Genomic DNA, 24,168 nt, shown 5'->3' on the forward strand with positions numbered 1-24,168 from the left:
CTCTAAATTTAAGTGTGGTCTGACCAAAACACATACTTACTCAACAAGGAAAGTATTTATATTCACCGCAGCACTTGTGGCACTGTTGCCCAGTAGACAGATATACATCACACAGATTTAGCACTTCCCCGTAATTCCAGGTTAAAAACAGTATTAATAGAATAATCGCTCCGAATATCCGTTCACCATAGTGAACATTCTACTGAAAACATTTCCAGCGGATTAGCATTTTTATAAGCCGCCGTTTTTAGAATTCCAGCATGACTACTACCACTTCATCAAAGAAGAAGAAGAAGGGTTCTACACCCCGCTGGCTCGCTATTCCGGCACCCAAGCCCCAGCTCAGCGAAGCAGAAGTTAATGCGAAGTACCCGCGCATGCGCCTACAGGTCTTCATGGGTATCTTTATCGGTTACGCGACCTTCTACCTGATTCGTAACAACGTCCCGCTGGTCACCCCGATTCTGACCAAGGAACTTGGCTTCAGCAACGCAGCAATTGGTGCGCTGTCCACCGCACTGCTGCTCGCTTACGGCTTCAGCAAGTTCTTCACCGCAATGATTTCTGACCGCTCGAACGCGCGTTTGTTCCTGCCCATCGGTCTGGTGCTCTCGGGTGTTGCAAACATCCTGCTGGCGCTGACCGGTTACATGGGTGAAGGCGCGGGCGCGACGGGCTACGCTGCTGCTATCGCCTCCATCATGGCGACCATCATGGTCTTCAACGGCATCTTCCAGGGTATGGGTTGGCCTCCCTCGGGTCGTGTGCTCGTGAACTGGTTCTCCACCAGCGAGCGCGGCACGAAGGTTTCCTGGTGGAACACCGCTCACAACGTTGGTGGTGCGCTGTCCGGTCTGCTGGTTGCGTGGGGCTTCTCCATGTTCGGCAAGACCTGGGAAGTTGCCTTCTGGTTCCCGGCTGTTATCAGCTTCGTTCTGGCGTTCGTGGCGTGGCTGCTGATCCGTGATAACCCCGAGGCTGAGGGTCTGCCCACCGTTGACGTGTACCGCAACGACCCGCACAAGGTTGAGTCCACCGCTGAGGATCGTGCAGAATCCACTTGGACCACCATCCGTAAGCACGTGCTGACCAACTCGACCATGGTGTACCTGGCTCTGGCGAACGTGTTCGTGTACACCCTTCGTTACGGCGTGCTGGTGTGGGCGCCGAAGTACCTGCACGATGTGCGCCACGCTTCCCTTGAGGGTGGTATTGCGGGCTTCTCGATTCTGGAGCTTGCCGGTATTGGTGGCACCGTCCTGTGCGGTTACGTTTCTGACCGCATGTTCAAGGGTCGCCGCTCCCCCGCGGGTATCCTGTTCCTGATTGCGACCGTTGGCGCGATTCTGCTGTACTGGCTGCCTTCTTCGGATGCGCCGCTGTGGATTGCGTACGTTGCGTTGGCTCTGATTGGTGGCCTGATTTACGGCCCGGTTATGCTGATTGGTCTGCAGGCTATTGACCTGTCTCCCTCGCACGTTGCGGGTACCGCTGCGGGCTTCACCGGCCTGTTCGGTTACGCGCTGGGTGCGACCCTGGCGTCTGCCGGTATCGGCATTATTGTTGACCACTGGGGTTGGAGCACCGCGTTCGTCTTCATGATTGTGTGCTCGGGTCTGGCGGTTCTGTTCCTCTGGCTGGTTAATGGTGCTGAGAAGCGTCTGATGGCTGAGCGCGCAGAGAAGCTGGCGGCTCAGGCTTAAGCGAATAGTGATTCTTCTTTCCTGAACTGCTTAACTGTTCGGGGGTAGATGCGAACCCGCTTGTACGGTTGTGTGACCGTGCGGGCGGGTTTTCTGCATCCTGGAGGGGCTACCACCTTCTCTGCCGTCCGTGTAAGCCCGCTGAGGAGCGGCAAAATGCCCCTGAGAAGCGCCTGCACCGGCGAGTCAGCATCTGGTGCCGTGCCGGTCATCCTGTGGCTTGGGGGCGTAAGAACATAGAATGGAACCATGACTACTAACTCTGGAATCACTAAAGAATGGGTGGATGAAACCGTCAAGCCGGGCGACGATTTCTTCCGCCACGTCAACGGTAAGTGGCTTGCCACTCACGAAATCCCGGCGGACCGCCCCAAGGACGGCGGCCTGTACACCCTCCGCGATAACGCAGAGAAGCACGTGCGTGAGCTGGTGGAGAAGATCGCGAAGGAGCAGCCGGAGTCCCGTATTGGCGCACTCTACAGTTCCTTCATGGATGTTGAGAAGATTGAGGCGGACGGCCTGGAGCCGCTGCTGAAGGAAATCGCCCCGATTCTGAACTCGGCAACCCCCTCCCACCTGGCTGTGACCCTGGCGTTGCTGTCTCGTGCGGGCCTGCCTCAGCTGTTCGCCTGGTACACCAGCAACGACCCGAAGGACCCGAAGAATTACACGTTCTTCCTGTACCAGTCGGGTCTGGGCCTGCCGGATGAATCCTACTACCGTGAAGAGAAGCACGAGGCTGCATGTGCGGCGTATGTTGAGCATATTGCCCGCATGTTCCAGCTGACCGGTCTGGCGGAGGGCTTCGGTCTCACCCCGGAGCAGGCGGCTCAGCTGGTGTTCACTCACGAGTCTGAGCTGGCTCGTCTGCACTGGAACGTCGTGGAGAACCGCGACGCTGAGGCGACCTACAACCCGTACCAGGCGACCGACCTGGACGAGAAGTTCCCCGGCTTCCCATTCTCGCAGTGGCTGCTGGCTCTGGGGGCTGACCCGGAGACCCTGGGTCAGGTTATTGTGGCTCAGCCGTCCTTCTTTGAGGGTGCGGCGAAGCTGTTCACCTCCATCCCGCTGATGAGCTGGAAGCTGTGGGCTGTGTGGACTGTTCTGCGTTCACGTGCGCCGTTCATGTACGACGAGCTGGTTCAGGAGAGCTTCAACTTCTACGGCAAGACCCTTTCCGGCACCCAGCAGATTCGTGAGCGCTGGAAGCGCGGCGTGGGCGCTGTCGAGAAGGCTCTGGGTGAGGAGATTGGCCAGGAGTACGTGGCTGTGCACTTCCCGCCCTCGCACAAGGAGAAGATGCTGGTTCTGGTCGGTAACCTCCTGGAGGCGTACCGCGAGTCTATCGAGTCGCTGGACTGGATGACCGAGGCAACCCGCCAGAAGGCGCTGGAGAAGCTGTCGAAGTTCGTCACCAAGATTGGTTACCCCGATAAGTGGCGTGACTTCTCCGCCCTGGAGCTCGTGCCCGGTGACCTGTTCGAGAATCTGCGCCGTACCGGTGCGTTTGATGCTGACTGGCTGATTGCCCGTAAGGGTCAGCCGGTGGATAAGTCGGAGTGGCTGATGACTCCGCAGACCGTGAACGCGTACTACATGCCGCCGGCGAATGAGATTGTGTTCCCGGCAGCGATTCTGCAGCCGCCGTACTTCAACCCGGATGCTGATGATGCGGCGAACTACGGCAATATCGGCATGATTATTGGCCACGAGATTGGTCACGGTTTTGACGATCAGGGTTCCCGCTATGACGGTGACGGCAAGCTGGAGAGCTGGTGGACTGAGGAGGATTACGCGAAGTTCAAGGAGCGTACCTCCGCGCTGGTGGAGCAGTACAACGCGTACGTTCCGGTGGGTCTGGACCCGAAGTTCCACGTGAACGGTGAGCTGACTCTGGGCGAGAACATTGGCGACCTGGCTGGCATGTCGATTGCGTTGAAGGCGTACCGTCTGGCTTTGAAGAAGCAGGGCATTGAGTCGCTGGATGACGCACCGGTGATTGACGGTATGACCGGTATTCAGCGTTTCTTCTTCTCGAATGCTCGCGGCTGGTGCACGAAGTCCCGCCCGCAGCATGCTGAGGTGATGATTTCGGTGGATCCGCATTCGCCGGATGAGTTCCGTGTGAACGGTGTGGTGCGCAATATTGACGAGTTCTATGAGGCGTTTGGTGTCTCTGAGGGCGATGCACTGTACCTGGCTCCGGAGGAGCGCGTGCGCATCTGGTAGCATCCCGATAAGGGTATATGCTTTATTGCGCATATAAGAAAGGCGTCCGCCTCGTGGCTTAAAAACCACGAGGCGGGCACCTCTTTTCTAGAGAACTGCGGACGCTACACGAAGGTAGGCATCTACTGCTACTGTGCTGAGCGTTGCGTTAGATAATTTCTAGCGCAATGTCCATGTGCAGCGGCTCGGTTGCATCGATGTGGTACTGGCTGTGTACCGGCGAGCCCCACGAGTCGTCTCCACCAACGCCGAGCTGACCTGCCAGGATACGCAGGTAGGTGCGGTTGTTCTCGGGCAGCTCCCACTGGTAGGAAGCTTCCTCAATCTGGTAGGAGGAGTAGGGCAGGAGCGATACGTGCAGGCCGTCACCGGCAGTCTGCAGCTGGCGGACACGGAAGCCGTGGTTGCTGTCGTTCGTCACTTCAGCCCAACGGACACCCATGTGGTTGCCACTTTCCTGAGGTACCAGGTACGGTGCGTAGTCCTGCTCGGGGGTGCTTTCCCACACGCCCAGGCGGACGCCGCTGCAACGGTCGGGGTAGGAGTCGCCGGGGCCGAGACCGTAGTAACGCAGGTGCGAGAACTCGCCGGGCAGTGCCCATTCCAGACCGAATGCGGGCAGGGACGGTGCGTCCTTCTCGCCGGGGTAGTCGATGGTTACTCGCACGTTGCCGGTGCTCTGTGCTTCGTAGCGGACCGTAACAGCGGTGTGAGCGGGGGTTGCCAGCTCGTAGGTGTAGGTCACTGCCACGCTGTCATCGCTGGGCTGCTCGACAGCAACGTTAGCGCAACGGGCGTAGCGGCCTGCAACGGTCCACTGGGCGCGTTCGAAACCGTGTCCGGCGCCGCGGTCGTTGTCGGTCAGGGGCCTGAAGGTGGTGAGCTTCGGGGGGCGAATAACATGCTCGGTGCCGTTGTGTACCCAGGAGACGATGCCGCCCTGAGTGCGGGACAGAATAACTTCAGCCTGGTTGTTGCGCAGACCGACGTTCCAGCGGCCGACGGTCACCGTCGCATCTGCTGCGTCTTCAGTGGTCTTTGCTTCAGCCTGCGATGCGGGGATGACGTACTGACCGAAGGCAATTTCGTGTCCTGCAGGAGCCCATGCGGCGTCTTCAGTGAGCACGAGGCTGACGTCCAGGGTTACTTCTGCGTTGTCGGCAGCGTATTTTTCCAGGGGCCAGGGAATTGCCAGCTCGTGGGTGGATTCCGGGGCTACGTCGAAGAAGTAGTCTTCCTGCCACTGAGGAACGCCGTTGACCAGCAGGCTAACCTTGAAGGTGTAGTCTGCGGTGGAGGTGAAAAGGTTGTCGTTGACGACCGTCACGCCCTTCTGGTCGGGGGTGATGCGCAGGTTGGAGTACACTGCCTTCACCTCAGCAGCCTTGGGGCTTACCTTGCGGTCTGCGAAGAGGATACCGTCACCGGAGAATTCGTAGTCGCAGGGGCGTTCGCCGAATGCGCCACCGTAGGCGAGGTATTCGGGGGCGCCTTCGTTCTCACCGGGGTGCCAGAGTGCCTGGTCGATCATGTCCCAGATGAAACCGCCCTGGTAGTGGGGGTAGCGTTCCAGTGCGACGTATTCGTCGATAGCGCCGACCGAGTTGCCCATTGCGTGCATGTATTCGCACATGATGAAGGGCTTCTGGGGGTCGTTCGACAGGTACTTTTCGACGACATCGGTGTGGGTGTACATACCGGATTCGATGTCAGTGACGTCATCAAATTCGCGGTGCCAGGTGATGCCTTCGTAGTGTACGGGGCGGTTGGGGTCCAGTTCGTGGACTCGGCGGTACATGGAGCGGAATACTTCGCCGCCGTATGCTTCGTTACCGAGCGACCAGATCACTACGGAGGGGTGGTTGTAGTCGCGGCGCATCATGGATTCTACGCGGTCAACGCAGGCGCCTTCCCATTCCATGCGGGAGCCGGGGATCGTGGTCTCGGGGGTGGGGATGTCACCGGGGGTGCACCAGGAGCCGTGAGTTTCCAGGTTTGCTTCGTCGACCAGGTAGATACCGTATTCGTCGGCCAGGGCGTAGAAGCGTGAATCGTTGGGGTAGTGGCTGGTGCGGATAGCGTTGATGTTGTGCTGCTTGCAGAAGAGAATCTCTGAAGTCATGTCTTCAACGGTCAGGACGCGGCCGGTACGCGGGTGGAACTCGTGGCGGTTGACACCCTTGAAGAGGACTCGGTGACCGTTGAGGGTCATGATTCCGTTCTCGATGCGGAAGCGACGGAATCCGACGCGCTGGCTGGTGGATTCTACCGTCTTGCCGTCGTGGAGCAGGTCCACCGTCAGCGTGTAGAGAGAGGGCGATTCAGCCGACCAGGGGGAAATGCCCTCGAGAGCATCGGAGGAGATGCGCACGGATGCGTCTTCGGCGGCGACGGTACCAGACCAGATGACCTGGGTGCCGTCAAGGACGCTGGCCTGCAGGGTGTACGCCTTGATTTCTTCACCATTGAGGGTGACGAGAGCGTCCAGGTGTGCTTCGCCGGTGGGTGCATCGTAGTCTGCTTCAACGGTGAGGGAGGCGATGCTGACTGCGGGGCGGGCTACCAGGTTCACAGCGCGGAAGAGGCCGTGGAAACGCCACGAGTCCTGGCCTTCCAGCCATGAAGCGCTCGAGTATTCGTAGCATGCGACGGTCAGGGTGTGGTTGCCTTCTGCGCCCTTGCTGACGATATCGGTGATGTCGAAGGAGGTGGTGGTGTAACCGTCTTCTGCGTAACCAACGAAGATGCCGTCGACCCACACGTAAATTGCGGTTGCGAAGCCTTCGAAGGCGAGCGTGATGCGGCCTGATTCGCTCAGCATCTTCTTGAGGTCGCCCTCCAGGGTGAAGTGCTTGCGGTAGAGGGCTACGTGGTTCTTCTCGGGGATGTGAGGAGCTTCGGGGTTTTCGTGGCCGTCCCAGGGCATCTGGATGTTGACGTAGGCGGGGCGCCAGAGTCCCTCAGTTTCCAGGGTGGCGGGGACGGGGATGCTCTGGTAGTCGCTTTCGTCGAGGGCGGGGGCGGCGAATTCTGCGGTGGTGACATCAATTTCTGAGGCCCATGCAGTGCGGACAGCCCACGTGCCGTTGAGGCTCTGCTGGGGGTTTGAGGAGTGATGGTCGGAGTGCGCTGCTTCCCTGTTGACAGCGTACACAGTGGGGTCATCAAGCCACGCTGCTGAGGGTGACTGGGAGGAGACTACGGGAGTCGTTTGTTCGGTGGAAGACATGTCTTCCTTCCTCTCGTATACATCTTTGTTTGGTCCCTTTAAGAATGCCGGAAGGCGTGATGATTGCCGCCTACATTCTGTTCATTCTTTTCCCGCAGAACTTGGCTCTGGTCTACGTGGCACTGGTCCTAATAGCCTCACCGCGCAGAACATTCAGACGTTCAACACGGCTGCTTTCTATGTGCCGCTGGCCATTATTGTGTGCTCGTTCCTCGCCTTCTTCTTCAAGGTTTCTATCTCTGAGAAGGAACACGCGAAGATTGTGAAGGAGCTTGAGGCGAAGCTTGCTTCTGCATAGGTAAAAGCAGGGTAGGTCCTTCACCGCATGAGAGAGGCGCCCGCCTCGTGGGTTTATTCCACGGAGCGGGCGCCTTTTAGGTGTAGAAGCTACGCGCTTCTAGGCTGAAGCTTTTAGGAAGCAGAAGCCGAGGACGAAGAGGAAGAAGTACGCATACCGGTCAGCTTCCACGCACCGTTCTCGTAGACACCGTGCAGGGTGCGCTCCACATCGTTCTTACGGTCCGAATCGGAGGAAGCGTTCTCCACACGGTCCTTGCTTGCGATGAACTCACCGCTGTCCATGGTCAGGCGGATATTCCAGTTGTAGGCGTCGCCATCACGCTCGGGCTGTGCGGTGAGCATGGTGATGGTGACGGACGGGTCCTGCATCCAAATCTTGCCCTGCTGCAGGCCAGCACCCAGGGTGCCTTCTTCGGGTTCGAGCATGTTCTTCAGCTCGGAGTTGTCAACCGCGCATTCACGCAGGGGTTCGGTCTTGCCGGTGCGCATGTAGTATTCAATGGCTGCGCCGAAGAATGCGATGGACTGGTACAGACCCTCGACGCTGTTCTCGTTGGCAACGGCGGGCTTCACGGGCACGGGGGCGTTCTTGGACGGCTCGGTGCGGGTTGCGGGCTGGTAGTCGGAAGGCTTGGAGGTGTAGCCGTCGAGGGTTGCAACGCCGGAGTAGTCGGTGCGTGCGGTCTTAGAAGTCGACGCGGAAGCAGATGCGTTGCCGCTGGTTGCCTGGGGCTGAGCGCCGCAGGCTGCGAGGAGGGTTGCGCCGCCGGTTGCTGCGAGCAGGCCGAGGGCGGATCGGCGGGTTACGTTCTTCATGGGTTCTCTCTATCTGTGGTGCATTTTCCGCACCGTGGTGCGGGTGATGCCTGCGGCATCTAACGGGAAGACGGCACTACGTGAGTGTAGTGCCGTCTTCCAGTATATGTTTATTGGGCTTGGGATTCTTTAGCCGCCGTAATAGTAGTAGTGGCTGTAGGAGCTACCGTAGTAGTCGCTGATAACGATGCGGCCGCGGCGGCCGTAACGGTGCGAGTAGTAGCCGTTGTAGGGGGTGCGGCGCACGGTGGGGCGGTAGGTGGTTGCCTGTGCGGGGGTGAGCAGTGCGCCGAGGGCGGTTGCTGCGCCTGCGCCTGCGGCGGCGAGTGCTGCGCGGCGGGTGAGGCGTGCGGGCTTCTTGGTGGCCATGGTGTGCCTTTCGGGGTCGGTGTTTCTGTGAAGTGACGTGGTGTGCGCACGGCGTGCCGCTGTGCGTTAAACCTTTTTTATTGTAAGCCTCAACGTTAATGTTTTTACGTGCAGAGTGCACCTTCTAGTTGAGGGTTAGACCATGCGGGCTAGTCCACGTTTTTCTGGCAGAAAAATTGCGGAAATATTGGTTGAGAAACACGCCGGGCACGCACTCAATACGGGCTGAATTGCGGGTTACATGTCTACTTCGGCGAGGCCAGAAATCTTGCCGTAGCGGAAGTACCGGAGGGTAGAGCGGCGGTTCGCCCAGGCATTAATCTGGGCGGTGTCCTCGGGGTTGCCAATGTCTGGCCAGCGGTCGTTTTCGATCCTGAATCGGGTCATTGCGAGGAGGGGGTAGCCCTCATAGATGGGCCCGAAACGCGCAATGCGCTTACCCGATTTCGTGTCGAAGGAGACGGAGTCTGAAATTTCACTGTCGGAACTCTGCGTATACGTGACCTTATCGATCGCGTTGAGCGGGTAGAAGGTTTTATTGTCGTGCCCATTGTCCTCTTCGAATCCTTCCGGCGAGATTTTAGTGTAAGAACCAGCGGTTTCGTTAAAGACATATAGAAGAAAGCACGTGAAGAGGAAAGCTCCGACATCATATAGAAAATGGAATCCTATATCGCCCAGCAGATGCACCATAAACATCAGAGCAGGGGTCATGGGAAGCGCGACGGCAAGCACAATTATTTCGGAGCGGTCGCTTCGAGTAATGTAAATGTTTTTGGCGTACAGCTTCTTGTCTCGGCGTCGGTTGATTTCGTAGACAATGATGGACCGGACCATCTTGTACATCTGTAGGACATTTACTACGCCCCAGAGGGCAATCATGGTGTAGTTCATCATCATGGTGGTCAACTACCCTTTCTGTTTTATCGGTGACCGGCAGCCTTCCGGCAACGATGCGGAGGGTGCGGGTTCGTTCTCAGAGTAGCCGAGGAAATTGGGTGGTTAAGCCCAGATTCGGGTTATCTGCAGAGTGGTTGCCGAGTCTTCACCGGAGCATTGCGTCGAGTTAACCTTCTGGTCAGATACCGTGCGATAGGCTAAGGATGTGCCCGCCACCTCGCCGTAGCGAGCACGATTCACCAACCACTACCGCACAAGGACGTACACACTATGAACGCTGCTGAAACCGGAACCCTTTGGGGGCTTATCGTCGCCCTGATACCGGGCTACCGCATTAAGCTCGGCAAACCCACCCTGAATAAGAGGCAGAAGAGGCCCATCCTGGCATATATCTTCTTCTGGCTTGTAACTATTCTCGGGTTTGTTGGTATGCCGCTTATTTGGCTGTCTCTTGGCCTCGGGGATGAGCAACCAGGAACAGAACAATTTACTGTTGCAATTTCTGGCCTCATTTTTAGCGTCGTGTCTCTTGGTCTGCTGGGTGCCATCCCTCTAAACCACTGCTACGCCTTCTACCTTGAACTGCGTGAGGATCATGTGCGGTGGCGTAATTGGCGGTGGAAGGAACGCACTTTCACCTACCCCTCCATCACGTTTGCCCATGTGGAGAACAACGGCAAGAACGGGTTCTTGCGTATTGGCAGCACTGAGATGGGTAAGCGCACTTGTAGTTTTGACCCGTATCAGTTTGATGCGACGATTCTCATGGCGCAGGTGCTGTACCGTGACGATCACGGGCGTTGGGCTGAGGAGGACGGCCTGGATGTGATGAACGTGGTGGGGATGTATGGTTCTTCGCGCGATATTTATGCCCAGTTTTATGACTTGTGCGAAACGAAGTACATCGTTGGGCAGACGAAGAGTGAGCGTCAGAAGCACCGCCGCCGGGCTGCTCGTAATGAGGCGCGTAGGTTGGAGCGTCAGCAGGCGCGTGAGGAGACACGCCGCGAAAAAGAATGAGTTAGTGAAGCTGTAAATTTCTACACTGGAAAGAGGTGATTCACGGTGAAAAATAATGTTTCGAAGAAAAGGAATAGTTCAAAGAAAAAGAAGAATAAAGTTACCTTCAAAGAGTATCTTCGCAGAAAAGGAAGAGATATTTGGTATGACCGTGAAGCCATCATATTTTGTGTAGGTGTTATCGCCGTATTTGGTTTTTTATATTTCATGACTCATTACAACCCGAATAATGACTCTGAAATATGCACTATCGAGTCGGTTGAAATTATTGAGCACGAGGACCCTTACGCAATCTCCGGTGTCTTTGAGACGGAAGAGTGCGGAACTATCACGATGTGGCACGCTCCCGATGGGGAACGTATCTACCCCTACCTCAACAGCATTGAGGCGGGTAAGAAATATAGGGCCTATAAGTCCTTCGATACCCGTAACGATGAAACAGGCTTCACTGCCATCCGCTTTGAAGAAATCAAAGAATAACCAGCTCATGAGCCCTAAATAAAGCCTCGGGTGGTGCGAGTTTTCAACTCGCACCGTCCGGGGCTTTCCATATGAAATCGGCAAACCATTTCGCGCCACCCTTCACCTTCAACAATTCAGGAGGGGTAGGCTCCCCCTCGGGGCATCTCAGGAAATCGGGTGGTCACACACAGGGCCCGGCCCTCTGATGAATGGTCGCCCAGTCTTCACCCGAGCATTGCGTCGAGTTAACCTTCTGGTCAGATACCGTGCGATAGGCTAAGGATGTGCCCGCCACCTCGCCGTAGCGAGCATGATTCACCAACCACTACCGCACAAGGACGTACACACCATGAGTGCAGCTCTTTGAGGCAACCCGCTTTGAAGATATCACAGAGCAACAGCCTCTAGCCCAGAAAGAAGGTGAAAAGCAGTGAAAAAGAACTCCCCAAGGAAAAAGAATGTTTCAAAGAAAAGAAACAGTTCAAAGAAAAATGGTTACCCAAAGAAAAAATCTATTATCACGAAGAAGCCCACAAAGAAAGTCGCTTTCAAGAATTTTCTTCGTTCAAAGGCTAGCGATATTTGGCGTGACTGCGAGAGAATCCTACTGATGTTGTGCCTTCTGGCATTTCCCGCATCCTTATATTTCATTTCTTATGTCAATCCGTACAACGACTCCACTATCTGCACTGTTACGTCAGTAGAAATCGTTGAACATGAGGACCCCTACTCAATATCCGGTGAATTCGAAACGGAAGAGTGCGGAATCATCACAACATCGAACGCCCCCGATGGAGAACGTATCTACCCCTACCTCCAGAACTTCAAGACGGGCAAGAAATACAGGGCATATAAGTCTCTGCTAACCCGCAACGATGAATTCGACTTCAGCGTCCTCCGCTTTGAAGAGATCAAAGAGTAACCCCACCCCCGCAGAAAGGATCCCACCGTGAGCTTTATCGGCGAATTTATTATCGACTTTATTGGAGAGGCCATCGCGTCCTCACCCACACTGCAGCGAGTACTCCTGTGGATTCTGTTCTCTGCGTCCCTGCTCCTCCTGCTTGTCCCCGTCATGACGGGCGAGTACGCGTGGAGCATCCTATCCATCTCCGCGATGCTGTTTTCCGTCGTGATGATTGACGGCACGCGTGAGCACGGTGTGCAGGATGCAAAGAACGGCGGCGCGTACCATTACTTTCTGCTGACGGTGGGCACGTTCTGCGTTGCCGCGATCGTTCTGCTCACTGCTCTCTCCCTGGTGGGTGTCCCGCAGGTTGCCTCCACCCCGCAGGTGGACGGCATCAATTTCGCGCCCTGGTATGTGGCGGCGTCCGCACTGGTTCTGCTGCTGTTCTTCTACAATGCCGCGCAGCCGAACGACGAGATCCCTAACCAACACCGTATGGAGCGCATCAACCGGTATGTGCGCGCGGTGGTGCTGGGTGTGAGCGCCCTGATGGTGCTCTTCTGCCTGGTTATTCCGGTGGTTTCGTTCGCTACTGCCGGTTATGAGCCTGTGGGTGTTTCGGTGGTGCTGTGCCTGGTGCCGGTCTTCCTGATTTTTGTGCGCCGCACCCTGTTCAAGCTGTGGGCGTCGACCTTTGAGGAGGGCACTGCCGGGTATGGCGTGTTGCGTGGCTTCTGCGTAGCCCTGGTGGGTTTGGGTGGATGTTTGGCGGCGGTCCGTCTTGCCGTTGATGTTGTGCAGTCCGGTAGCGGGTTGTCGCTGGTGTATGTGGTGCCGGTGATCGCCTCGTACCTGCTGGTGAAGAGGTACGTGACCGTGGGTGTTGCTATCCCCGAGAAGGAAGATGAGGAGGACCCGGAGGCTGAACCTGCAGCCAGCTAAACCGTGGAGCCCCGCGGGTTGAGGAGCCTTGTGCGCCAAAGCGCACGGTCTAGGACGATTCACGCACCGGGGTATCCTTGGGGAAGGTACGCCACCTGCCGGTGGTGCGCTTCCGGATATTCACCAACCACACGAAACGAGAACCCGTCATGCGCATTTTCCTGATTATTATCTGGGGCATCCTGGCCTTCATCTCGGTAACCGGGACGCTCTACATCATTACCAACTATGAGATTCAGCGCTGGAAGGATATGGAGCGCCGCCGCCAAGGCGCGTATATCCGACGGGTTAATCAGGCAGAGGCTCTTCTAACAATATTTACCCCTGGGTTCCCGTGTCTTGGTTTCTTTCTCCATCTTGTTGAGGAGGGGTCTCCAGGTTTTTGGTATGAACTGGGTGGGATACTTATGTCAATTATGTTCATGCTGTACGCCTGGTATGTCCATGTTGCCTATGTGAAGATCTCCCCTGAAGGTATTGAGCAGCGTATGTGGTCGGCGCGTACAACCGTGTACCCGGTCAACGCTATTGACGGAATCGAATACTATAAGGCACTTGCTGTAGATAGTCAGGACCTCGTCTCTTTCTATAGCAAGTCTGGGAAGCTGATTGCTGCTTTCTCTCCGATTATCCACAAGAATTATCGTCTAATGGCGATTGTGCGGTTCAGGATTGAGAACGACCGCTGGCCTGACATGAATAATCCGAGTGATGTTGCTCGGGTGGATGCTCTAGATAGTGGCCCTGATACAGTCCCGTACTTCAGGGAAAAAGAGAAAGTCACCGGCCTCGCCGACGTTGACATGTAGCACTGCATAGAGAAAGCCCCTGGGCTGAGAGCTTATCTCTCAGCCCAGGGGCTTTCTCTATGCCAGCGGCTACTCACCTGAGCGCCGTCACCACCTGCCGGTGAATGGTCGCCCAGTCTTCACCCGAGCCTTGCACCGAGTTAACTTTTTAGCCACCTAACCCATAGACCATCAAAGTACTCGACAATTCAACTTGTCAGAGCTTTCAAGCACATAGAGTATCCTTGGGAAAGGTACGCCACCTGCAGGTGGTGCGCTTCCGGATATTCACCAACCACACACGAAATGAGGACTTTCATGTCTGAAAACACCCCGCAGCCGGCTGCACCGCAGCAGCCGCAGTTCACCCAGCAGGCACCCGCCGCACAGCCCGCATACGGCGCACCCGTCGAGGCACCGAAAAAGAAGTGGGCGGCAGTAACCGCACTAGTCCTGGGCATTATCTCCGCCCTGACCGGCATCTTTGTCATTGGTTCGTTCCTGACCATCCCGACCATTATTTTCGCTGTGATCGCTCTGGTCATGGTTAAGAACGGCACCGGCAAGGGTAAGGGCATGGCGATTACCGCTCTTGTGCTGGTTCTGGTGGCATATATTGCGACCTTTGCTTTCTTCCAGATTCGTGCGGCGAACCTTGAGAAGTCTAACCGAGAGGCCCGTGAGGTTATCCAGAAGTGCGAGAACCACGAGCCCGGCTACTACATCACTGAGAAGGACGGTAAGCGTTACTGCAACGCTGGCGGCTGGGTCTACGAAATGGACAAGTAAACCCATTTATATGGTCCGATAAAAGCCTCATTTCGAGACGGAGGGGCGTTCGCACACACGCGGCAGCCGCCGTGCCTGCGAGCGCCCCTCAACCATATCTTTAGTGAGCACTACGCATCTGAATCGTCCAGATAACTCCTGGAGCACCGAATAGAGAAAGCCCCCGTAGCCGAGAGTCATCCTCTCAGCCGCGGGGGCTTTATCGTATCAGCGTGTCCTCACGCGGCGAGCGCTAAGAAGCGCGGCGGCGAGAACGCAGCACCATCGCAGTGCCGGCACCAAGCACCAGTGCGCCGCCCACAGCCACAGACACCGCACCGAAACCAGTACGTGCCAGGCCGCCCTGCTGGGAGCTCACGCCACCCGACGCAGCAGACACACCAGACTGACCCAGGGAGCCGCCACCAGTACCGCCGCCGGAGATACCGCCCGGGTACACGCCGCCAGCAGAACCATCAGCCGAACCCTCAGAGGAGCCCTGCGCGTTCACATCACCGGCAGCGCCAGAAGCACCAGCCTGACCGGACTGACCACCCTGCGCGGCACCAGACTGCGCGGAGCCGGGCTGGTTAGCACCAGCGGTACCGCCCGGGGTTGCCGAATCCACACGGCGCACACCACTAAAGTCGTCCTTAGCCGCATTCGGGTCCTTCGGCACGGCAGTCTCAAACGAGCACGCATCCGACGCCTTCTTACCCACAGCAACCGCAAGCTGCTGCACCGGGCTGTTCACCTCAGTACCATCAGCCAGAGTCGCGGAATAGTGCACATCAAACATGTACTGGCCGGGCTCAGAGAACACCCAGTTCGCATGCGCGTGCGTCGCGTAATCAATGTCGATTGTGGTCTTGCCAGTCGTCGAATCCAGCAGTACATCCGCACCGTTCAGCGACTCAGTGAACATGCCGAAGCGCGCACCCTCAGGCATGACCTTCGGCACCACGTGCAGGCGCACCGGGCCGCGCAGCTGCGAGTAGTCAATGTCCTGCGTGTTGTAGCCGGGCCAGGGCAGGCCGCTCTGCTGGGTCTGCGGCAGGCCGTAGAAGGCGGTGCCGACCGGGCCCATGAAGTTCAGCTTCTCATCAGCCATACGTTCGGTACGCACACGGCGGGCGTTCTCGCTGACAGTCCACACGACCGAATCGAGCGGGCGCACGGTCGAATCAGCGTCAATGATGCCGCTGTCATCACGCAGACCCACGGACAGCTGGCGGTCCTTCAGGGTCGCCTGGATGTCCAGGTGGCCGTGCGAGATCTTGGTGCGGCCGTCAATCTGGCCAGGCACGCACTGGTTACCGGGGGTTCCGGGGGTGGACGGCTGTGCAGACGGTGCCGGGCTAGTCGGAGCAGGGGCGCTCGGGGTCGGGTTCGCGGGCGCGGGGCTGGAGGGTGCCGGAGTGGAGGGCGCCGGAGCAGGCACGCTCGGTTCTGCGGAGGCGGTCGGCACCGCGGGCACGGTCGGAACCTCGCTGGGGGACACCGACGGAACGGTGCTGGGCTCAGCGGAAGGAGCCTCGCTGGGTGCCTCGGAAGGAGCCTCGCTCGGCTCAGCGCTAGGAGCTTCAGTCGGCGCGACGGTAGGCTCAGCGCTCGGCGACGGATCCACCGGAGCAGGCTTCGGCGCATCGCTAATGGGTGCACTATCCGGAGCCAACGCACCGTGCGCAGTGTACTTGGTGCCCGGCTCGTAGTTCGCCGCAACCTCAGTGGTGGAGGCGGAAGCGTTCATATCCGGGTGGGTCAGCATCTTCACGCGCAGAGCCGTGCCCTTGTAGAACGACTCGTCACGGAAGGTAAAGCGTGCCACGCCATCCTCGACGGAGCCTTCCAGGTCGAGGTACGGGTAGACCGGGTCATCCTGGGCGTAGAAGCCGCCGCGCATGAAGCCACGCACCTTCGGGTCCTTGAAGCGGACCTCAACGGTGCTGAAGCCGTTGCCGTTCGGGGTGACGGTCACGTCGTAGTCCATGCTGGTCGGCGTGTACTGCTGGGTGCTGAGTACGGTGTTCGCCTGATCCGGGATTTCTTCGGGCCAGGAACCGTTACCGTCATCGCTGTACACGCTCTCAGCCTTGCCGGGCTCGTAGGTGAGCTTGTGCGAGATCCAGCGGGACGCCTCCGCGCTGTTCGCATCGGAGGTGTCGGGGGTGAAGACAGCCTGCAGCTGGGAACCCTCGCTACCGAGCATTTCAGACCAGGTGGCGGTACCGTTCACGACCGGCAGGTCGGTCAGGAAGTAGCCGTTGTTGTACAGGGTCAGGGTGCCCTTGAGGTTCTTGTTCGCGGCGGTGAAGGTGATGTCGCTGAGCTTGTCGTCGGCGTCCTTGTTCTTAGCCGGGTCGGCGTCCAGGCGGTGCGGTGCCACGGACAGCACGTACTTTGCGGCGTCCAGGTCACCGACGGGTGCCGCGTTGTAGCGGTCGACGGTGGGCACGGCGGTGGGGGTGCCGTCACCGAGCACGGGCTGCATGCCACCAACCTGCCAGACCAGCTTCGACGGCTTGGAGCTAATGATGCGGCCGTCGGTGGAGCGCGCCACGGTGCGGTAGGTGACCACGTAGCGGCCGGGGCGGGTGAAGGTCGTGGTGTTGTGGGTGTGGCTACCTTTGTCGAGCAGCCAGGAGTGCCAGCCGGTCGAGCTGCTGGAGAGCATGCGGTACACGTCGGCGGGGGCGTCGTCCGGGTTGTAGCGGAAGAGCTCCATACGGCCGGGGCCCTCAACGGAGAGAATGTCGGTAGCGAACACGCCGTCACGGAAACGCTCGGTGGGCACCTTCGTGGAAGCGCCCAGGCCAGCCCAGATGGGGTCCTGGTTGCCGTAGGTCAGGTGCGGTGCCATGTAGAGGGTCTGGCCGGGTTCGCCGAGGAACGCCAGGGAGGGCGAGTCGCCCAGGGTCATGGTGTACTGCGACTTGCCGTCCCTGGTGCTGTAGCCCTTGCCGACCCAGTTGACGGTCTTGTCCAGTTCGTAGGTGTCTGCACCGGTCTTGTAGGGGTTCGCCTCGTTCATGAGGACGAAGGTGCCGTTCTGCTCGTCCCAGTATGCCTTGGGGGCGTCAACGTGGCCCTTGGTGGTGACGATTTTGCCGTCGTCGGGGCCTGCTGCGGCGGGCAGGGAGGGGGCTGCACCGGCGAGCGCGAGCAGTGCTGCGGCGGAGAGGAATGCGGCTGCGCGGCGGAGGGCGGGCTTGCCGCCGGGGATGAAGAGTGCGGGTGTGTGTGTGGTGACCCGTCGTTGGGTCTGCTTCTGAGAGTTCATGACAACCTTTCTCATTTTTCTATTTCCTAGGGTAGCTCTTTTGCAAATAATTGTCATTTAGAACCTAAGTGAGTATAGTGATTCCCAGAAACACGTGTGCGCCGAGGCGCGCCCAAAAACGCACACCACGTACATCCACAAAGAGAAAAACACGGCAGAGCGCACCCCGGACGCAGGGGAGAAACCGGCAACAGGCCGCCGGGCCCAGCACCGGGCAAGCCCCGAAAGCAACGGGCAACGCGCCAGCCAACGAGCAGTCATCCAAGGAGCCACCATGCAAGGACGCACCAAACCCCTGAGCCTACTCAGCGCAACCACCCTCGGATGCACCCTCGCACTCGGGGCACCCCTCGCCCTCCCCCAGGTCGGCACCTTCACCGCCGCACAGGCGCAGGAAAACCAGACCGGCACCCAGGCAGGTACCGAGTCGCGCGCCTACGTCAACTACGAAGGTGACTACGTCATCGCGGGCGTACACACCGAAATGCTCAACGCATTCCTCGACGGCAACCAGTTCACCCTCGCCACCCTCGCAGACACCGGCCCCGGCCAGCAGGGACGATTCAACCCCGCCCGCACCGTCTTCCACCTGCCCGACGTCGAGGATGCACACACCAAGGTCGTAGCAGGCTACGACTACATTGCCCCCGAAGGCACCGACATCTTCTACATTCCCTCCACCCGCACCCGCGGCCTGCTCTACCCCGGCCTCGGCGCGGAAGGAATCCGCCCCGGCGCGCTCAAGGACAACACCATCAACCTTGAACTCGTGCGTAGCAGCGTACCCGAAGGCGGCCGTGCCGAAGTCTTCACCGAATCCGGCCGCGACAACCCGCGCGTCTTCAGCACCAACGACCAGCTCGCACCGCACACCATCACCGCTGGCGGTCACGAGCACCTCAGCTGGGCATTCACCCGCGCAGGCATCTACCAGCTGACGTTCCGCGCCACCGCAACCCTTGCCGACGGCACCCCGGTCAGCTCCGAGGCGACCTACACCATCGCCGTGGGCACTAACGCTGAGGAAGGCTTCAAGCTCCTGAACGCGCAGAACGCCGCAAAGGAAGCAACCAAGGACGCCACGAGCGAGGCGACCACTACCCCCGAGGCGACCTCCACCGCTACCGAGAGCGCCACCAGCAGCCCCAGCGCATCTACCTCCGCAAGTGCTGAGGCGAGTGCATCTGCTGAGGCGAGCGCATCCACCGGTATTCGCCGCGTGGATGGATCCGTGAACGGTCAGAACGCCGCACAGGTGACCGACCCGAACGGTGCGAAGGCGGCGGCGAATGGTGAGCAGGCATCCCAGGGCGGATCCGGTGTAACCGCCATCAGCGGCACCGACAACACCAATAACGGCTCTGACAAGGGTGAAAACAAGGACAGCAACGCCACCAGCGCGAAGGGATCCAGCGTGAAGGGCTCCAACGCCCAGAACATCAGCGCGCCCAGCAATGGCGGCGGCATTACCGGTAACGGTGTGCTGTCCTCCGGTCTGCCCGGCAGCCTGAACCAGCAGTGCATCGCCACCGAGGTTCCCGCCGAAGATGCCAAGGACTCTAAGGACTCCAAGGACGCTCAGAAGGACAACAAGCAGAGCAACCAGGCAGCCCAGGCACCGACCAGCATCCCCACCCTCGCCGTGGTCAACACCGCCGAGCACAGCGGCCGTGAAGAAGTCACCCACGGCCACTTCGACGTAGGCCCGATCCTCAACGGCGGCAACCTCACCAGCAGCGTGAAGGACGACCGCACCAGCCCCGCCCGCCACGTCTCCCCCGGCGCCCTCGAGTTCGTGCTCAATGACGCCGCGAAGATCAACCTGCCCGCAGGCATGGAGAACATCGCCCCGGCGGGCACCCCCGTGCACATGATCGGTGCAACCCAGCAGCAGGGCGTGCCCTGGCTCGGCTGGAGCACCCAGGACCCCGAACTGCTCAAGCAGCTCGACGGCCCCGTCACCATGAGCCTCAACGGTTTTGAGGGCCCCGGCACCATGTCCACCTTCCTCTCCGGCAACTTCGGTTCCGCCGGTCAGCAGGTCTTCGATTCGCGTAGCGGCGGCTCCTTCCAGGTGCCCGCAAACACCCACCAGCACAGCAACTGGGTGTTCACCGCTGAGGGTCGCTACACCGTAACCATCGGCTGGACGGCACGCCTGAAGAACGGCCAGCAGGTCAGCAGCGAATCGGTTCTGCACTTCACCGTCGGCAACCCCGATAACGCCCCGGCAAGCAACAACGCACAGGGTGCGGCAGAAACCAAGCAGGACGGCGGCAACGCTAACGGCGCCAACAACGGCGGCGAGAAGAGCACCGCAAAGAACCCCGTCAACGGCACCGTGGACGAAGCCACCGGTATCGTTACCAAGCCCGACGGATCCAAGGTGCGCATCGTCGGCAAGACCGCCTCCGGCGAGGATTGCGCCTTGACCAGCCAGGAGCTCGCCACCGCCCAGAAGGCGGCCGCGGCGGGTAAGCTGCCGAACACCGGTGTGGTCATCGACCCGTTCATGGTCAGCACCTCGGTTCTCGCTCTGGCGCTCGGTGCCATGATTCTGCGTTCGGCACGCCGAAAGGGCCGCAGCGGTGACACCGCATAGCGGGCATACCGGCAACCGCACACACGCTTATAGTCGGCGTACCGCCCTCACCCTCGCCTCCCGCATTGCGGTGGGTGCGGGGGTGGGGGCTGGTGCCTTCGCACTGAGCGGATGCGCCAGCACCGTGAACGTCTCCTCCGACCGGATGCGCGTGGTCGCCACGACCCCGATCCTGGCGGACTTGGCTCAGCAGATTGCCGGGGAGCGCGCCAGCGTGCACTCCCTGGTGCCCGCCGGTGCTGACCCGCACTCGTATGAGCCGAGCCTGCGCGATATCCGCGATGTCGCCTACGCCCGCTGCGCCCTGACGAACGGTCTGCTGCTGGAGCAGCGTAAGCTCAGCAAAATGGTTGAGGCGAACCTGCCCGCCGGCGTTGTGTCCGTGGCGGTTGCGGAGAAGATTGAGCAGTACGGCGGCAAGCTGGAAGCCATTGTTGAGGATGCCTCCCTGGACTCCATCTGGCTGGGTTTGCGCGTTGAAGAGGGCGGGCAGAACGAATCTGCCCCCGCCGATTCTTCGGATGCGGGCATGCGCTTTGAGGTGCACAGCGTGCGGGCGCGCACCTCTACCGATTCGTCGAATGCGCAGTTGGCGGCGTTCATTACGCAGACCTTCGGTGCGGTGGAGATGCTGTGCGATTCGCATGCACGCGGCGTGAACCTCACCCGTGAGGGGGACACCGCGATCCGTACCGGCGATATGGGTTCGCTGGAGCTTCCGTTGCAGGCGCATACGCACCTGTCGTGGGCGTTTAGTGATGCCGGCGAGTACGCGATTGAGCTGAGCGCCACCGCGGTCAATGCGCCGGAGTCGGTGCGTTCTTCGCGCGGCACCCTGTACTGCGCGGTCGGTCGTGACCCGCAACAGCTGGTGGACCGTCTGGCGAAGGAACAGAACGTTTCCGCTTCGGACATCAAGGTTCTTTCTGCAGGTCACGCCGATATTACGGCACGTACCGGCGACGGCAGGCTCGTGCTTCGCGCGGATTCCTCCCAGGGTGCCGTAGAGTACGAACTGAACCGCACCGTGGTCGCGGTCCCCTCCCGCACCCTGCAGGAGGTGCCCGCCGGCGGTAGCTACCGTTTCCTGCGGTCGGGTGCTTCAGAGCATCGCGGTCAGGTGTACCTGCTGGCGCAGGCCGTTCTGGGCAAGCACGTGCACGGCGAGATTGACCCGCACATTTGGCATTCGGTACCGAACGCGAAGGCGAGCGTGCAGGTCATTCGTGACGCGCTCACCTCCGCCGATCCGGAGGGTGCGAGCGAGTACGCGACCCGCACCGAGCAGGTCATGAAGGAGCTTGACGCCCTGGACGCTCAGCTGCGTCAGGTGTACGGGGGTCTGCCGGAGTCGGCACGCAACCTGGTCACCACGCACGACGGCTACCGCTACCTGGCGAGCACCTACGGGTTGCACATTGCCGGTTTTGTGAGTGCCAGCGCCAGCGGCGAGCCGAGTATTCAGCAGCGTCAGCGTCTGCGTCGCACGGTCGAGGATTTGAAGGTTCCAGCGATTTATCTGGACAAGTCCACGGCGATGCGTTCACCGGTTCTGACGGAGCTGGCTCGGGAAGCTCAGGTGCGTACCGGGGTGCTCTACTCGGACACTCTGGATGCACAGGCTCCTCACTACGCGCAGATGATGTTGGCGAATGCTCACACGATTGCGCTGTGCTCGGGGGCTAGTTCTGGCGGCGATTCTTCGGGTGCTAGCTGCTCGGAGGCAAGCACCTCATAACCCGGTTTTAAGCTCCCCACAAGCTCATATAGCCGTATCAGCATATAGACAATCTTTCACACACCGTTTCGGTCATGATCCAAGGAAGTCCTCATGATGAACTCAACCACCCCCTCCCGCTCCTCACGTAGCCGCGCCCTACCCACCCTGGCTCTGGGCGCCAGCCTCATGCTCGCACCCCTGGGTGTGGCACACGCGGAGACCACCCCGGCAACCGCTGAGGCAACCACCGAGAGTGCCTCAACTCAGCCGAGCGACAGCAACCTCAGCCGCGGCGAGCGCGCCCTCACCCAGACCCTGTCGGCGGAGCAGCCGGTCGCATCCGGCCGCACCGAAATTTCTGCCGGTCACGTGGATATGGGTCCTCGTTTCAACAACGGCAAGTTTGAGCTCATGCTCCACGACGACCACGGCGAAACCCCCGTCTGGCGCAGCCTGGACGAGGTCATCTACCGCGGCAGCGATAAGGCGATCCTTGAGGTGCCGAACGACCCGCGCTACTCCTTCGTGGGCGCACCCGCCGGCTCTAAGGTGTACGTGATTCCGCAGACCGAAACTAAGGGCGTGATCTGGCCGGGTTGGAACACTCAGGATCCGCAGCTGGTGTCCAAGCTGAACCGCGGCGTGAACCTGACCCTGGAGCAGGTGAGTGGTCCCGGCACGTTCAGCCTGTACCTGGAGAACGGTAACTTCTCGGCACCGCAGGTGCTGTGGTCCTCGACCAAGAGTGAGCCGCAGAAGCTGTGGGTTGAGAAGAACACTCACACCCACGCGAACTGGGTGTTCACCGCCCCCGGCGAGTACCTGCTGAAGGTTACCGCGAGCGCTGAGCTGTCTGACGGTTCGACCGTGTCTGATACCCGCTACCTGAAGTTTGCGGTGGGTGATTCTGCGAGCGCTGATGCCCTGTACGCGATGGAGGCGCAGGCGCGCGGTTCCTCGGATTCTGCATCCTCGGGTTCGGCTTCTTCTGCTTCTCAGGCCGCCGGTACCCAGGCATCCGGTTCTTCTTCTGCCGCCGCAGCGAGCGATCAGAGCGGTTACAAGGCAGAGTTCACTATCCCCTGGGGTGCTATTGCCGCAGGTGTGGTAGCTGTGATTGCCGTGGGCGCATTCCTTTCGTTCCGTCGCCGCTCCTCCGCGCAGCGTGAGGCTCTGGATGAAGTGCGCGGTGACCGTTCGTGAGCGCATCGGTAACAGCAGGTACTGAACCCGTCCTAGAGATTTCAAACCTGTACGCCGGCTACACGCGCCGTTCCATCCTCAAGGATCTGTCCCTGACCCTGGAGCGCGGCGAGTTTGCGGGTCTGATTGGTGCTAATGGTGCCGGTAAGACCACGCTGTTGCGCACCATTTTGGGTCTGATTCGCCCGGCGTCCGGTCAGGTTCGGGTTCTGGGTGAGTCGCCGCGTGTGGCGCGTGCGCATATTGGTTACGTGCCGCAGAAGCACCAGTTCCAGTGGGATTTTCCGCTGACCGTTAAGGACACGGTGATGACCGGTCGCGTGCGTGAGATTGGGTTCTTCCGCCGCCCGGCGAAGAAGGATTGGGTGCAGGTTTTTTCGGCGATGGAACGCACCGATGTTCTGCATCTGCAGGATGCTTCCATTGCGGAGCTTTCCGGTGGTCAGCGTCAGAGGGTTCTTTTGGCGCGCGCTTTGGCGGCGAACCCCTCCCTGCTGCTGCTGGATGAGCCGTTTACGGGCGTGGACGCGCCGACTCAGACCACTCTGACTCGCCTGTACCGTGAGTTGGCGGGCGAGGGCATCACGATTCTGATGTCTACGCATGACATGCTGGCGGCGCGTGAGTCCTGTTCGCGTCTGTGCGGTGTGCGCGGCAATATTCACCTGGATGGTCCGGCGGACTCCTTTAGCCTGGAGCAGCTGCATACGTGGTTGCACGGTCACGATATTGAGGAGGCGCAGGGTCACGCCCGCACGGGCTTCACCTGTGCCGGTGGTGCGTTGGATGAGTACGGCCACGAGCTGCCTGATTCCTGCGCTTCTGACTCTTCTCTCTCCCCCGCCCATACTGTTTCTACCGGGGGTGCCCGTTGATTACTCCTATCGATTTTCTTGCCGACCTGTTCAACCCGTCTCTGGCGTT

At 59.6% G+C, this 24,168-nt stretch carries 18 protein-coding genes; 13 read left to right on the forward strand and 5 right to left on the reverse strand.

The genetic code is table 11. The features are described from left to right. Positions 1-260 precede the first annotated feature (260 nt). Together O3649_RS05855 and O3649_RS05860 are read left to right on the forward strand one after the other, a co-directional pair. Positions 261-1,703: an MFS transporter gene (locus O3649_RS05855; protein ID WP_070629323.1), complete on the forward strand. Its 1,443-nt coding sequence runs from the start codon at positions 261-263 to the stop codon at positions 1,701-1,703. A 249-nt stretch (positions 1,704-1,952) separates the two neighbouring features. Next, positions 1,953-3,935, forward strand: coding sequence for a M13 family metallopeptidase (locus tag O3649_RS05860; RefSeq protein ID WP_371573248.1), 1,983 nt, complete (start codon positions 1,953-1,955; stop codon positions 3,933-3,935). Positions 3,936-4,083: 148 nt separating this feature from the next. Here the strand turns inward: O3649_RS05860 and O3649_RS05865 are convergent, their stop codons facing one another. Further along, positions 4,084-7,164 carry a glycoside hydrolase family 2 TIM barrel-domain containing protein gene (locus O3649_RS05865; protein ID WP_371573250.1) on the reverse strand — a complete coding sequence of 1,027 codons (3,081 nt, stop codon included), beginning with the start codon at positions 7,162-7,164 and terminating at the stop codon, positions 4,084-4,086. On the opposite strand from O3649_RS05865, the gene O3649_RS05870 reads away from it, so the two are divergent. Next, positions 7,163-7,462 carry a hypothetical protein gene (locus tag O3649_RS05870; protein ID WP_371573252.1) on the forward strand — a complete coding sequence of 100 codons (300 nt, stop codon included), beginning with the start codon at positions 7,163-7,165 and terminating at the stop codon, positions 7,460-7,462. The genes O3649_RS05865 and O3649_RS05870 overlap by 2 nt on opposite strands. A gap of 113 nt (positions 7,463-7,575) precedes the next feature. Here the strand turns inward: O3649_RS05870 and O3649_RS05875 are convergent, their stop codons facing one another. The 3 genes from O3649_RS05875 to O3649_RS05885 form a co-directional block, all read right to left on the reverse strand. After that, a complete protein-coding gene (locus O3649_RS05875) occupies positions 7,576-8,280 on the reverse strand; it encodes a DUF6318 family protein (RefSeq protein ID WP_070614783.1) in 705 nt (234 codons plus the stop codon). Between the two features lie 129 nt (positions 8,281-8,409). Continuing rightward, positions 8,410-8,649 (reverse strand): hypothetical protein, encoded by a 240-nt coding sequence (locus O3649_RS05880; protein WP_005507323.1) that lies wholly within the window; start codon positions 8,647-8,649, stop codon positions 8,410-8,412. 237 nt (positions 8,650-8,886) lie between these two features. Further along, on the reverse strand, positions 8,887-9,549 hold the full coding sequence (locus O3649_RS05885) for a hypothetical protein (RefSeq protein WP_314364866.1): 663 nt from the start codon (positions 9,547-9,549) through the stop codon (positions 8,887-8,889). A gap of 270 nt (positions 9,550-9,819) precedes the next feature. On the opposite strand from O3649_RS05885, the gene O3649_RS05890 reads away from it, so the two are divergent. The 6 genes from O3649_RS05890 (at position 9,820) to O3649_RS05915 (ending at position 14,460) form a co-directional block, all read left to right on the forward strand. After that, positions 9,820-10,569, forward strand: a complete 750-nt coding sequence (locus tag O3649_RS05890; protein ID WP_371573256.1) for an ECF transporter S component — start codon at positions 9,820-9,822, stop codon at positions 10,567-10,569. A gap of 45 nt (positions 10,570-10,614) precedes the next feature. Further along, complete coding sequence (locus tag O3649_RS05895; RefSeq protein ID WP_005508043.1) at positions 10,615-11,049, forward strand: hypothetical protein; 435 nt, start codon at positions 10,615-10,617, stop codon at positions 11,047-11,049. 412 nt (positions 11,050-11,461) lie between these two features. After that, complete coding sequence (locus O3649_RS05900; protein WP_371573258.1) at positions 11,462-11,953, forward strand: hypothetical protein; 492 nt, start codon at positions 11,462-11,464, stop codon at positions 11,951-11,953. A gap of 27 nt (positions 11,954-11,980) precedes the next feature. Then, complete coding sequence (locus O3649_RS05905) at positions 11,981-12,883, forward strand: hypothetical protein (protein ID WP_371573260.1); 903 nt, start codon at positions 11,981-11,983, stop codon at positions 12,881-12,883. Between the two features lie 149 nt (positions 12,884-13,032). Further along, positions 13,033-13,692 (forward strand): hypothetical protein, encoded by a 660-nt coding sequence (locus tag O3649_RS05910; protein WP_070629338.1) that lies wholly within the window; start codon positions 13,033-13,035, stop codon positions 13,690-13,692. 297 nt (positions 13,693-13,989) lie between these two features. After that, positions 13,990-14,460 carry a DUF4190 domain-containing protein gene (locus O3649_RS05915; protein ID WP_070629339.1) on the forward strand — a complete coding sequence of 157 codons (471 nt, stop codon included), beginning with the start codon at positions 13,990-13,992 and terminating at the stop codon, positions 14,458-14,460. 232 nt (positions 14,461-14,692) lie between these two features. Here the strand turns inward: O3649_RS05915 and O3649_RS05920 are convergent, their stop codons facing one another. Further along, positions 14,693-17,719 carry a choice-of-anchor M domain-containing protein gene (locus tag O3649_RS05920; RefSeq protein ID WP_294632692.1) on the reverse strand — a complete coding sequence of 1,009 codons (3,027 nt, stop codon included), beginning with the start codon at positions 17,717-17,719 and terminating at the stop codon, positions 14,693-14,695. A gap of 274 nt (positions 17,720-17,993) precedes the next feature. On the opposite strand from O3649_RS05920, the gene O3649_RS05925 reads away from it, so the two are divergent. The 4 genes from O3649_RS05925 to O3649_RS05940 all read left to right on the forward strand — a co-directional run bounded on the left by O3649_RS05925 (position 17,994) and on the right by O3649_RS05940 (position 24,119). Then, on the forward strand, positions 17,994-20,321 hold the full coding sequence (locus tag O3649_RS05925; protein ID WP_371573264.1) for a TIGR03773 family transporter-associated surface protein: 2,328 nt from the start codon (positions 17,994-17,996) through the stop codon (positions 20,319-20,321). Further along, positions 20,308-22,059 carry an anchored repeat ABC transporter, substrate-binding protein gene (locus tag O3649_RS05930; RefSeq protein WP_371573266.1) on the forward strand — a complete coding sequence of 584 codons (1,752 nt, stop codon included), beginning with the start codon at positions 20,308-20,310 and terminating at the stop codon, positions 22,057-22,059. The genes O3649_RS05925 and O3649_RS05930 overlap by 14 nt, the downstream gene beginning before the upstream one ends. A gap of 93 nt (positions 22,060-22,152) precedes the next feature. Further along, complete coding sequence (locus tag O3649_RS05935; RefSeq protein WP_371573268.1) at positions 22,153-23,244, forward strand: TIGR03773 family transporter-associated surface protein; 1,092 nt, start codon at positions 22,153-22,155, stop codon at positions 23,242-23,244. Then, the gene (locus tag O3649_RS05940) at positions 23,241-24,119 is read left to right on the forward strand and encodes a metal ABC transporter ATP-binding protein (protein WP_371573271.1); all 879 of its coding nucleotides are present in this window, start codon (positions 23,241-23,243) and stop codon (positions 24,117-24,119) included. The genes O3649_RS05935 and O3649_RS05940 overlap by 4 nt, the downstream gene beginning before the upstream one ends. The last annotated feature ends 49 nt before the right edge of the window (positions 24,120-24,168 follow it).

The organism is Rothia sp. 27098_8_29 (genome assembly GCF_041432785.1).
Lineage (GTDB): Bacteria > Actinomycetota > Actinomycetes > Actinomycetales > Micrococcaceae > Rothia > Rothia mucilaginosa.